The 11,260-nt window shown below is 67.5% G+C and carries 10 protein-coding genes; 3 read left to right on the top strand and 7 right to left on the bottom strand.

The annotated features are described in order from the left end of the window. Positions 1-27: 27 nt before the first annotated feature. Together BN1263_RS07800 and metK are read right to left on the bottom strand one after the other, a co-directional pair. Positions 28-534 carry an acyl-CoA thioesterase gene (locus BN1263_RS07800; RefSeq protein ID WP_058980405.1) on the bottom strand — a complete coding sequence of 169 codons (507 nt, stop codon included), beginning with the start codon at positions 532-534 and terminating at the stop codon, positions 28-30. 187 nt (positions 535-721) lie between these two features. Then, positions 722-1,933, bottom strand: coding sequence for a methionine adenosyltransferase (gene metK, locus BN1263_RS07795; RefSeq protein WP_005408103.1), 1,212 nt, complete (start codon positions 1,931-1,933; stop codon positions 722-724). 327 nt (positions 1,934-2,260) lie between these two features. Between metK and olsF the strand changes: the two genes are divergently transcribed. The 3 genes from olsF to BN1263_RS07780 all read left to right on the top strand — a co-directional run bounded on the left by olsF (position 2,261) and on the right by BN1263_RS07780 (position 5,939). Continuing rightward, a complete protein-coding gene (gene olsF / locus BN1263_RS07790; RefSeq protein ID WP_058980404.1) occupies positions 2,261-3,976 on the top strand; it encodes a bifunctional ornithine lipid synthase OlsF in 1,716 nt (571 codons plus the stop codon). After that, entirely contained in the window at positions 3,973-4,773 is an 801-nt protein-coding gene (locus BN1263_RS07785; protein WP_058980403.1) for a UDP-2,3-diacylglucosamine diphosphatase, read from the top strand. Before olsF ends, BN1263_RS07785 begins: the two co-directional genes overlap by 4 nt. 119 nt (positions 4,774-4,892) lie before the next feature. Further along, entirely contained in the window at positions 4,893-5,939 is a 1,047-nt protein-coding gene (locus BN1263_RS07780; RefSeq protein WP_058980402.1) for a metal-dependent hydrolase, read from the top strand. Between the two features lie 245 nt (positions 5,940-6,184). Here BN1263_RS07780 and BN1263_RS07775 read toward each other — a convergent pair whose 3' ends face one another. The 5 genes from BN1263_RS07775 to BN1263_RS07755 all read right to left on the bottom strand — a co-directional run bounded on the left by BN1263_RS07775 (position 6,185) and on the right by BN1263_RS07755 (position 11,089). Then, entirely contained in the window at positions 6,185-7,012 is an 828-nt protein-coding gene (locus tag BN1263_RS07775; RefSeq protein ID WP_046428854.1) for a class I SAM-dependent methyltransferase, read from the bottom strand. 63 nt (positions 7,013-7,075) lie between these two features. Beyond that, the gene (gene dusB, locus BN1263_RS07770; protein WP_031270248.1) at positions 7,076-8,071 is read right to left on the bottom strand and encodes a tRNA dihydrouridine synthase DusB; all 996 of its coding nucleotides are present in this window, start codon (positions 8,069-8,071) and stop codon (positions 7,076-7,078) included. A 147-nt stretch (positions 8,072-8,218) separates the two neighbouring features. After that, positions 8,219-8,650: a hypothetical protein gene (locus BN1263_RS07765; RefSeq protein WP_058980401.1), complete on the bottom strand. Its 432-nt coding sequence runs from the start codon at positions 8,648-8,650 to the stop codon at positions 8,219-8,221. 149 nt (positions 8,651-8,799) lie between these two features. Then, positions 8,800-9,765 (bottom strand): ribokinase, encoded by a 966-nt coding sequence (locus tag BN1263_RS07760; protein ID WP_058980400.1) that lies wholly within the window; start codon positions 9,763-9,765, stop codon positions 8,800-8,802. Positions 9,766-9,790: 25 nt separating this feature from the next. Beyond that, entirely contained in the window at positions 9,791-11,089 is a 1,299-nt protein-coding gene (locus BN1263_RS07755; RefSeq protein WP_019661098.1) for a NupC/NupG family nucleoside CNT transporter, read from the bottom strand. Positions 11,090-11,260 lie beyond the last annotated feature (171 nt).

Below are 11,260 nucleotides of genomic sequence, written 5' to 3'. Positions count from 1 at the left end.
GCCATGCCCGGCGAATTCGCAACTACCTCATTCTTCCGGCGACGGAGGATTCGATGCCAGCAGTTCCAGGTGGCGCTGTTCCATTTCCTGGCGCAGTTGGCGGCGGATCAGCGCTGCGGCCTGGCGGCGCTTCTCGTCCGAGGTGACCGGCTGCAATGTTGGCACCGGCGTCGGCCGGCCTTCCTCATCCACGGCCACCATCGTGAAGAAACAGCTGTTGGCGTGGCGCACGCTGCGCTTGAGGATGTCTTCGGCCACCACCTTGATGCCGATCTCCATCGACGAGGTGCCGGTATGGTTCACCGAGGCCAGGAAGGTGACCAGCTCGCCCACCGCGATGGGCTGGCGGAACATCACCTGGTCCACCGACAGGGTGACCACATAGCTGCCGGCATAGCGGCTGGCGCAGGCGTAGGCCACCTGATCAAGCAGGCGCAGGATGGCGCCACCGTGGACCTTGCCGGAGAAATTGGCCATGTCCGGCAACATCAGCACGGTCATGGACAGCTGGTGGGTTTTCAGTTCGGTCGACATGGGCCGATTGTATCGGCAACCGGGTAGTGCCGGCCCCTGGCCGGCAACCGCGCGGTTGTTTCCAGAGGCCATGAAAAAGCCGGCCAGCGGCCGGCTCTAGCAGAAAGCAGAAGGGCCGCTTGCGCGGCCCTTCTGAAAGGTGAGCCGACGAACAGTCGGCTCTACCGGTCGGCTCTACCCGCAGGCGTTACTTCAGCTTCGCATCGGCGCGCAGGGCGGCGGCGCGGTCGGTCTTCTCCCAGGAGAAGGCCGTGGCGTTGACGGTCTCGCCTTCGCCGTTGAGGTAGCTGAACTCCTTCGGCTTGCGGCCGAAGTGGCCGTAGGCCGCAGTCTGCTGGTACATCGGGTGGATCAGGTCCAGCATCTTGATGATGCCGTACGGGCGCAGGTCGAAGTGCTTGCGGATCAGCTTCTCGATCTTGTCATCGCTGATCTTGCCGGTGCCGAAGGTGGTGACCGAGATCGAGGTCGGCTCGGCCACGCCGATGGCGTAGGAGACCTGCACTTCGCAGCGGTCGGCCAGGCCGGCAGCAACCACGTTCTTGGCGACGTAGCGGGCCGCGTAGGCCGCCGAACGGTCGACCTTGGACGGGTCCTTGCCGGAGAACGCGCCACCACCGTGACGGGCCCAGCCGCCGTAGGTGTCGACGATGATCTTGCGGCCGGTCAGGCCACAGTCGCCCACCGGGCCACCGATCTCGAACTTGCCGGTCGGGTTGATGTGGAACTTGGTGCCCTTGTGCAGCCACTTGGCCGGCAGCACCGGCTTGATGATTTCTTCGCGGACAGCCTCGATGAGGTCCTTCTGCTTGATGCCCGGGGCGTGCTGGGTCGACAGGACCACGGCGTCGATGGCCGAGACCACGCCGTTTTCATAGCGCAGGGTGACCTGGCTCTTGGCGTCCGGGCGCAGCCACGACAGCGGCGAGTTCTTCTTCTTGCGGATCTTGGCCTGCTGCTCGACCAGGCGGTGCGAAAGGTGGATCGCGGCCGGCATGTAGCTGTCGGTCTCGTTGGTGGCATAGCCGAACATCAGGCCCTGGTCGCCAGCGCCCATTTCTTCCGGCTTCTTGCGGTCCACGCCCTGGGCGATGTGCGGCGACTGCTTGCCGATCAGGTTCAGCACGCCGCAGGTGGCGCCGTCGAAGCCGACGTCGGAGCTGTCGTAGCCGATGTCCGTGATGACCTTGCGGGTCAGCGCTTCCAGGTCGATCCAGGCGCTGGTGGTGATTTCACCGGCCACGATGGCAACGCCGGTCTTGACCATGGTCTCGCAGGCCACGCGGGCACGCTGGTCCTGGGTCAGGATCGCGTCCAGCACCGCATCGGAGATCTGGTCGGCAACCTTGTCCGGATGGCCTTCAGAGACCGACTCGGAGGTGAAGAGATAGCTGGACATCAGGCGTAATATCCCTTGATTCGGATGGAAAGATGGGCGCGCATGATACACGGGGTGCGCCGCCTGTGCATTGTGAACCGGTACCGGTTGCCGGTGGTTAAGCCCGCGTAGGCCTGGCAAGGGCCGTCGTGACGGGATTGGGGCCCGGCCTCGAGGCCCAGTGTTCCACCAGCGTGACGACGGACGGGGCTGTCCAACCCCGGACCGCGCAGGCCGCGACCCTGCCGGGCCGGCCGTCATCGTTCTGCCCCGAAACCGCCATCTGGCTGCCGCCTGCCGGGCGCAGGCTGTCGGCCAATCCGGCCGCCGGGCATGAGTGGATCCGCCATGCAGGAACTCGAACAGCGTCTCCAGCAACGCTTCCCCGACTGGTTCCATGGCCGTCGTGGCCAGCTGGCACGGCCGCTGCTGCGCAGCGTCGGTCGCTGGTCGCGGTTGGACCAGATCGAGGCCTTCCTGAAGCGCAGTGCAGAGTTGCGCGGATTCGGCTTCGTCGCCGCCGCCCTGGAATTCGTCGATGGCCAGTACCAGGTGGATCCGGCCGCGCTGGCGAAGATCCCGGCCACCGGCCGCCTGCTGATTGTTGCCAATCATCCGTCCGGGGCGCTGGACGCGCTGGCGCTGCTGGACGCGGTCGGCCGCATCCGCCGTGACGTGCGAATCGTGGCGAACGATCTGTTGGGGGCTATCGCGCCACTGCAGGATCTGCTGTTGCCGGTGCGCATCCTTGGCGGCAAGGCCCAGCGCGGCAGTCTGCACGCGGTGGAGGAGGCGCTGGCCGCCGAGCAGTGCGTGATCGTGTTCCCGGCCGGCGAGGTCTCGCGCCTCTCGCTGCGAGGCATCCGCGATGGTCGCTGGCAGCGCGGGTTCGTGCGCTTTGCCCGCGCCGCCGGGGCGCCGGTGCTGCCAGTGCGGGTGGAAGCGCGCAACTCGGCGCTGTTCTACGGCGCATCAACCCTGTTCAAGCCGGCCGGCACCGCCCTGCTGGCACGCGAGATGTTCACCCGTCGTGGCCGCCCGCTGCGGCTGAGCATCGGGGAGCCGATGCGGCTGGGCGATGGCGGTGACCCGGGCGCACAGCTGCTGGCGGTACGCCGCGCGCTGTATGCGCTGGGCCGCAATGGCGCGGCCGGCAATGCCGCTGCCTGCGCAGGCCCTGAGCCGCTGGCCGCCCCGGTGCCCCCTTCGCAGGTTGCCGCAGGAATTGCCGCAGCGACCCAGCTGGGCCAGACCGCCGATGGCAAGCAGATTCTGCTGGCCACCTGTACTGCCGATTCGCCGCTGCTGCTGGAGCTGGGCCGCCTGCGCGAACTGACCTTCCGCCAGGTGGGCGAGGGCACCGGGCGCAGCCGTGACCTCGACAACTACGACCCGCAGTACGAGCACATCGTGATCTGGGACGCCGCCGCGCAGCGCATCGCCGGCGCGTACCGGATCATGCGCGGCGCCCACGCACTGGCCCGGCACGGCCTGTCCGGGCTCTACAGCGCGTCGCTGTTCCGCTATTCCGACGATGCCATCACCCACATCGCCGAGGGTCTGGAACTGGGCCGCAGCTTCGTGGTGCCCGACTACTGGGGCAGCCGCAGCCTGGACTATCTGTGGCAGGGCATCGGCGCCTACCTGCAGTGCCGGCCGGGCATCCGCTACCTGTTCGGCGCCGTGTCGATCAGCGCGGCGCTACCACGTGAAGCGCGCGAGCAGCTGGTGGCGTACTACCAGCGCTATTACAGCGGTACCGCTGGCCTGGCCGAATCGAACCGCCCGTTCCAGTACTTCGCCGCACCGCCCAGTTTCGGTGAGCTGGATGCAGGCGCCGCGTTCGAGGTGCTCAAGGCCAACCTGGCTGCGCTCGGTACCGGCGTACCCACGCTGTACCGCCAGTACACCGATCTGTGTGAACCCGGTGGTGCCCGCTTCCTCGCCTTCGGTGTCGACCCGGACTTCAGCGATTCGATCGACGGCCTGATCGAAGTGGACCTGTGTGCGATCCGGCCGAACAAGCGCAAACGCTACCTGCGCGACGCGGGGACGCCGGCATGAGCGCGCTGGCGAACCTGTCGCCGCACCGGCGCGCAGTGTTCGTCTCCGATGTGCATCTGGGTTCACGTCATTGCCATGCCACCGAGCTGGCACGGTTCCTCTTGCAGCTGCGTTGCGAACGGTTGTACCTGGTCGGCGACATCATCGACCTGTGGTGGATGGCGCATCGCCGGGCCAATTGGCGGCAGTCACACAGCGAAGTCATCCAGGCCCTGCACGCATTGCGCCGTGCGGGTACCGAGATCATCTACATCCCCGGCAACCACGATGCCTCGCTGCGCCAGGTCTGTGGGCTGATGCTGCCGGCGATGCAGGTGCGCCGCCGCGCCATCCACGTGACCGCCGATGGCCGCCGGCTGCTGGTCGCGCATGGGGACGAGTACGACGGCGTGACCCACTTCGGTGGCCTGCAGGAGAAATTCGGCGATTGGCTGTACTACCGCATCCTGACCGGCAACCAGGCGCTGAACGCGGTGCGGCGGCTGCTGGGCATGCGCTACTGGTCATTGTCTGAATTCCTGAAGAAGCGCAGCGGCGCCGCCGAACGCTACATCGAGCGCTTCGTGCAGGCCGGGCTGGACGATGTCCGCCGTCGCGGACTGGATGGCATCGTCTGTGGCCACATCCACCGAGCTGCGTTGATTGAACGCGATGGCCTGGTCTACGCGAACGACGGCGACTGGGTGGAAAGCCTGACCGCGCTGGCCGAAGACCATGATGGCGCGCTGCGTCTGCTGGACCACAACGGCCAGACGCTGGTGGAGCTGCCGGGCGCACGCATGTCGCAGGCGGCGTAACCCGCGTCTGTACCCTTGTAGAGCCGAGCCCATGCTCGGCTGCCGTTACACGCAATGAAGAGCAGCCGAGCATGGGCTCGGCTCTACATGCCCCGCCCGCAAGCCGCTAGCATCGGCCCATGGACTCCCTGACCCAGATCGTGCTCGGTGGCGCCGTCGCTGCTGCCATCGCCCCGCCCGGACATCGCCGCGCGGCCCTGCTGGCCGGTGCCGCGCTTGGCACCCTGCCGGACCTCGACGCCCTGTGGCTCGGTTTCACCGCAGCCGATCCGGTGGCGAACATGATCGAGCACCGCAGTTTCAGTCATTCGCTGCTGGTGCTGCCCTGGGTGGCCGCATTGATCTGGTGGCTGTTCAAGCGCTTCGGCAATGGCCGCGTCGCGCAGTCACCGCTGCGCTGGTTCTGGGCGATCCAACTGGCGCTGGTCACCCATCCGGTGCTGGATGCGTTCACCGTGTATGGCACCCAGTTGTGGTGGCCGCTGCGCCCGCATCCGACCATGGGATCCAGTGTCTTCATCATCGACCCGGGGTATACGGTGTGGCTTCTGCTGGGCTGCGTGCTGGCCTGGTTCGGCCGCGCCCGGCCTTGGGCGGGCAAGGTGCTGGGCGTGGCCCTGCTGCTCAGCAGTGGCTACCTGGGTTGGGGCCTGATCGCCAAGTCACAGGTCGACCGTGCCGCACAGCAGAGCCTGGCCGCGATGGGCCTGGGCGATGCGCCGCGCTTCTCGGTACCGATGCCGTTCAACACCCTGCTGTGGCGGGTGGTGGCGATGACGCCCAATGGCTACGTGGTGGGTGACCGCTCGCTGGTGGCCGACCACGGGCCGATGCGGTTCGAAGGCCATGCGTCCAACGTGCAGGCCTTGCGCGAAGCGGGGGGCATTCCGGCAGTGCAGCGCCTGCAGTGGTTCAACCGTGGCTTCATGCGTGCGCAGGTCGTGGACGGCCGGCTGGTGCTGAGCGACCTGCGCATGGGGCTGGAGCCGGACTACACCTTCAATTTCGTCGTGGCCGAGCAGGCCGACGGGCAGTGGCGGCCGATAACCCCCGAGCAGGTGCGAGCGGATTACCGCAGTCCCGCCGCGCGCGCCGACGCAGGTCGCCGGCTGGCGGCCGTGTGGCAGCGGATCTGGCATGCGCCCGTAGTCGGCGCTGTCGAGTAGATCCACGCCATGCGTGGATGAAGGGACATCGACGGTGGCAGCCACGCATGGCGTGGCTCTACTGCTTTGATCAGCGCCCGCAGCCGGTGCCGTTGAGTAGATCCACGCCATGCGCGGATGGCGGGTCATCGGCGGTGGCAGCCACGCATGGCGTGGCTCTACTGCGTCAGCCAGCGCCCGCAGCCGCGCACCCGTAGGTCCACGCCATGCGTGGATGTCGGGACCAGCGGCGGTGCTGCGTTGGCTCAATACACCGTCGCGCGGCCCTGCACGAACGAGTAGAAGAACACGGCGTTCGGGTCGTTCTGCACCAGGCGGAACTCGCGGCGCATGCCTTCCACGGTTTCCTCGTCCACCGAGCCGGCCTGCAGCAGCTGGTCGGCCGCCGACAGCAGCAGCTGCTCCCAGAACGCGATCATCGTCTTGCGGCGCGCCGGTTCACGGTTGTCCAGGTGGATGGTCTTGATCTCGGTGTGCACGTCGCGGAAGCCGCCGGCCAGCAGCAGGTTGCCCAGCTTGGCGCCGACGAACGGGTCGCCACCATGGTCGTACTGGAAATCGTTGAACGCCATCCAGTAGCGCCAGATGTGCGGCGAATACGGATCGAGCAGGAAAGAGGCGTTCATCACCTCGGTGATGTACACCGGCGAACCCGGTGCCAGCACGCGGCGCACTTCGCTGAGTACGCGCGCCGGTGACGGCACGTGTTCCAGCACCCAGCACAGGAACGCGGAGTCGAAGCTGCGGGCCTCGAACGGCAGCTCGCCGGCGTCGGCCTGCTGCAGGGTGTAGCGGTCGCTGCACCACGGCGTGCGCGCCAGGTTCTCGCGCGCGGTGGCCAGCTGCGTTTCGCTCAGGTCCACGCCGGTCACGTGCAGCTCGGGGAAGCGGCGCAGCAGAATCTCGGTCTGTGCACCAACGCCACTGCCGACTTCCAGCAGGCGCCGCGCGCCGCCGTAGTCGATCTGGCCGAAGATGCTCGATTCCAGCAGCCGGGCCTGGGTCATCAGGCGCTGCTGTTCGGTGCCGGAAAACCCGTGGAGGTAGGTGGGAGAGGAGATCGGCGGGGTCATGGAGGCGGGCTCTCGGAGTTCAATTCGGTCGAGCAGGCTCGACGTTGCGACGCGGCAGGGCGGTCAGGCGGCCGAAGGCAGCGCCGGTTCCCCGGCGATCAGGCGGTCGAAGTACTCGGTGGTCAGCGCGATCTGGCTCTGTGGGTCTTCGGCACGGTTGACCACGGCGCGGAAGGCGGCGTTCTCCGGCCGGTCCTTGGCATACCAGCCCAGGTGCTTGCGCGCGATGCGCACGCCCTGCGGCTCGCCATAGAACGCATGCAGCGCATGCAGGTGGCCGAGCAGGATGTCGCGCACTTCCGCCAACGACGGCGGTGGCAGTTCGTCGCCGGTGGCCAGGTAGTGCGCCACCTCGCGGAAGATCCATGGCCGGCCCTGTGCGGAGCGGCCGATCATCACCGCGTCCACGCCGGTTTCCTTCAGCACGTAGGCCGCCTTCTGCGGCGAATCGATATCGCCGTTGGCGATCACCGGAATGCGCAGTGCGGCCTTGATCTCGCCGATGGTGGCGTACTCGGCCTGGCCGGTGTAGTGCTGGTCGCGGGTGCGGCCGTGCACGGCCAGTGCAGCGATACCGCTGTCCTCGGCGATGCGCGCGATCAGCGGGCCATTGCGGTGGTCACAGTCCCAACCGGTGCGGATCTTCAGCGTGACCGGCACGTCCACCGCGTTGACCACGGCTTCGAGGATCCGCGCCACCAACTGCTCGTCGCGCATCAGCGCCGAGCCGGCCCAGGCGTTGCACACCTTCTTGGCCGGGCAGCCCATGTTGATGTCGATGATCTGCGCGCCGTGGTCGACGTTGTAGCGCGCGGCCTCGGCCAGCTGCTGCGGCTCGGTCCCGGCGATCTGCACGCTGATCGGTGCCGGTTCGCCGTCATGGTCCATGCGGTGGATCGACTTGCGCGTGGTCCAGAAGCGCGGGTCGCTGATGGTCATTTCCGAGGCGGCCAGGCCCGCGCCCAGCCGTTTGCACAGCAGGCGGAAGGGTTTGTCGGTGACGCCGGCCATGGGCGCCAGCACGACGTTCGGAGCAATGGTGTACGGGCCGATCTGCATGCGCCCATTGTAGGGCGCCGACAGCGACGCGGCCGTATCGGCTGCGCCCCGGTTCAGGCCGATCGGCACCGACCTCATGCCGTACCGGCATCAGCAGATGCTTGACGGTTGCTTCCGCCGCCCCCAAGGGCGGGCGAAGGTGGGCGGCTACCCCAGGCGCTGCCAGGCCTGGCGGGTACCCAGTGCGAAGGCCAGCCCCAGGCTGAGGCAGACCAGTGAACTGACCATCCAGAAGCGCCGGCCGTTGTAGCCGGGCCGCAGCAGCGCCAGCCCGAAGCCCATCGCGGCGCGCAGCAGCAACAGCAGGGCGATGCCCGACAGGACCAGACGACTGGCCGGCAGTGGCGAATGCCAGCCCGCAGCGGCCAGTGCGTACAGCGTCCAGGCCACCAGCACGGCCGTGATGCCGGCGGTCATCAGCGGTGGCCACCAATGCCCGGCCTGTGCCAGCCGGACCACGCGCTGGCCGGCACCGAAGTACCTGTACCACGCGGCGCCGAAGGCGATGCAGCCGATATGCAGCAGCGCCGCAGCGGCACAGCCGGCGGCCGCGACCAGCAACCAGGGGAATCCGTCCATGTCCTGCCCGTGCAAGGAAGCTGCGCGGATGGTGGGCGAGGGGCAGGATGTGGGCAATGCGACAGGCGGTCGCAGGGGCCGGGAAATGGGCAAAAGAAAGGCCCAGGTGCCTGTGCACCCGGGCCTTGTCATCCACGCGTGGCGTGGAATTACTTGGCTTCGGCGTCGGCCGGGGTGAAGCGCGGCATCGCCGCTGCAGCGCCTTCCTTCTCGGTCGAGCGACCGGCGAACTGGTTGGCAAAGCGCACGTGGCGGGCGAACGGTGCATCGGCCACCTGTGCCAGCGACGCAGCCAGCGCACCGTTGAAGGCATCACCGGCACCGGTGGTGTCGATGGCCTGCACCTGTTCGGCACCGACGCGGTAGTACGGCTGGGTGTCGCCGCGCAGGTTCTCGTCGGCGTGCGAGACGAACACGCCCACCGAACCCAGCGTCACCACCACGGTACCGTTGCCGACCAGCTTGCGGCACAGCGCGTGCAGGCTGGCGCCATCCAGCGCGGCGACGTCGTTGGCGTCCACGCGCTCACCGACATGGCGGCCGAGCAGGGCGGCGAACTCGGTCTCGTTCGGGGTGATCACATCGGCCAGCTTGAGCAGGCCGATGGTCGAGGGCGCGTCGGCCGGCGCGGTGTTGAGCACGGTGGTGACACCGGCCTCGCGGGCCGTGGCCAGCGCCGCTTCGATGGTCTGCACCGGCGATTCCAGCTGCACCAGCACCACCTTGGCACCGGCCAGCAGGGCCTGCTGCTGTTGCAGGAAATCGGTGCCCAGCGCGGCATTGGCGCCGGGGCCGATCACGATCGTGTTGCGGCCACGGGCATCGACGTAGATGCCGGCGGTGCCGGTCGGCTCGCTGCTGGCCTCGGCGATCAGCTCGAAGCCATCGTGCGCAGCCAGTTCGCGCGCAGTGGCGCCACCGGCGTCATCGCCCAACGCACACACGAAGTGGGTGTCCGCACCAGCGCGGCAGGCCGCCACGGCCTGGTTGAAGCCCTTGCCACCGGGGCCGGTGCTGTAGCGGCCGGCAATGGTCGCACCCGGTGCCGGCAGCGTTTCGCACCGCCACACGTGATCGACATTGAAGGAACCGACGACAACGACACTGCTGCTCATAGGAAATCTTTTCTCAACCAGGGGTTCAACTGAAGTGCGTCAGCACGCCGGCGATGGTCGCCGTCATGAAGGTGGCAATGGTACCGCCCAGCACCGCGCGCAGGCCGAACTTGGCCAGGTCGTGGCGGCGCTCCGGCGCCAGGCCACCGATACCGCCGATCTGGATCGCGATCGAGCTGAAGTTGGCGAAGCCGCACAGCGCGTAAGTGGCAATCAGGCGGCCTTCGGCGGACAGGCTCACGCCCGGGATCTGGCCGTTCACGATCTGCGACAGTTCGGTGTAGGCGACGAACTCGTTGATCACGACCTTCTGGCCGATCAGCGAGCCGACGGTGGTGGCGTCGGCCCACGGCGTGCCGATCACCCAGGCGATCGGGGCCAGCAGATAGCCGAAGATGGTCGACAGGTTGGTCGGCTTGCCGATGGCAGCGGCCAGGCCGGTCACTTCGCCCACCCAGGTCAGCGGCGCGTTCAGCAGCGCGATAAGGGCGATGAAGGCCAGCAGCATCGCGCCGATGTTCAGTGCCAGCTTCAGGCCGTCACCGGCGCCGGCAGCGGCGGCATCGATGATGTTGCTGGAGGTCTTTTCGACTTCCATCTTCACCGTGCCGCGGGTCAGCGGGGTGCCGGTTTCCGGAATCAGCAGCTTGGCCACGACCAGGGTGGCCGGGGCCGCCATGATGCTGGCCGCCAGCAGGTGCTTGGCGTAGAAAGCCTGCTGCGCCGGATCGCCGCCGCCCAGCATGCCCACGTAGGCCGCCAGCACGCCGCCGGCGATATGCGCCATGCCGCCGATCATCATGGTCAGCAGTTCGGACTGGGTCATCCTGGCGATGTACGGGCGAACGGTCAGCGGCGCCTCGGTCTGGCCGATGAAGACGCTGGCGCAGACGCTGGTGGTTTCCGCACCCGACACGCGCATCACCTTGGTGATCGACCAGGCCATCACGCGCACGATCGCCTGCATGACGTTGAGGTGGTACATCACCCCCATCAGCGCCGAGAAGAAGATGATGGTCGGCAGCACCTGGAAGGCGAAGATGAAACCGTAGTTCTTGGTGTCCATCAACGAGCCGAAGATGAAGCCCGAGCCCTCGTTGACGAAGCTGAGGATCTTGACGAAGCCCTTGCCCAGCGCATCGAACACGTCGCGCCCGCCCGGCACCAGGATCACCAGCGCCGCAAAGGCGATCTGCAGGGTGATACCGGTGGCAACCAGCTTCCAGTCAACTGCACGCTTGTTGTTGGAAAACAACCAGGTGATGCCGATCAGCACCGCCAACCCGAACAGGCCGAAGCCGATCCTGCCCAAACCTTCGACCATGTGAGTGACTCCCCTGGGGCGTCGCGAAAAACGGGAAGCCTAGTGCAGGGCAGGGGCCGGGGCAAGAAAAAGCAGCGTGCGCGCACCCAACGGTACCGATCGGGCCAGCAACGGCAAGGGCTTGCGGCCGGCGGCGGCAGGTAGAATGGAGTTCGATCCCGGCCCGGATGC

This window comes from Stenotrophomonas thermophila, assembly GCF_001499715.1.
Classification (GTDB): domain Bacteria; phylum Pseudomonadota; class Gammaproteobacteria; order Xanthomonadales; family Xanthomonadaceae; genus Stenotrophomonas; species Stenotrophomonas hibiscicola.
The sequence above is the reverse complement of the archived record's forward strand: the minus strand, read 5'-3'. Positions and strand labels throughout refer to the sequence as shown.

Excerpts from the sequence above, each read along its gene's own strand:
- BN1263_RS07765 (WP_058980401.1), bottom strand. The coding sequence starts at position 8,650 with ATGGACGGATTCCCCTGGTTGCTGGTCGCGGCCGCCGGCTGTGCCGCT.
- BN1263_RS07780 (WP_058980402.1), top strand. The coding sequence starts at position 4,893 with ATGGACTCCCTGACCCAGATCGTGCTCGGTGGCGCCGTCGCTGCTGCC.
- BN1263_RS07785 (WP_058980403.1), top strand. The coding sequence starts at position 3,973 with ATGAGCGCGCTGGCGAACCTGTCGCCGCACCGGCGCGCAGTGTTCGTC.
- olsF (WP_058980404.1), top strand. The coding sequence starts at position 2,261 with ATGCAGGAACTCGAACAGCGTCTCCAGCAACGCTTCCCCGACTGGTTC.
- BN1263_RS07775 (WP_046428854.1), bottom strand. The coding sequence starts at position 7,012 with ATGACCCCGCCGATCTCCTCTCCCACCTACCTCCACGGGTTTTCCGGC.
- BN1263_RS07800 (WP_058980405.1), bottom strand. The coding sequence starts at position 534 with ATGTCGACCGAACTGAAAACCCACCAGCTGTCCATGACCGTGCTGATG.
- BN1263_RS07755 (WP_019661098.1), bottom strand. The coding sequence starts at position 11,089 with ATGGTCGAAGGTTTGGGCAGGATCGGCTTCGGCCTGTTCGGGTTGGCG.
- BN1263_RS07760 (WP_058980400.1), bottom strand. The coding sequence starts at position 9,765 with ATGAGCAGCAGTGTCGTTGTCGTCGGTTCCTTCAATGTCGATCACGTG.
- metK (WP_005408103.1), bottom strand. The coding sequence starts at position 1,933 with ATGTCCAGCTATCTCTTCACCTCCGAGTCGGTCTCTGAAGGCCATCCG.
- dusB (WP_031270248.1), bottom strand. The coding sequence starts at position 8,071 with ATGCAGATCGGCCCGTACACCATTGCTCCGAACGTCGTGCTGGCGCCC.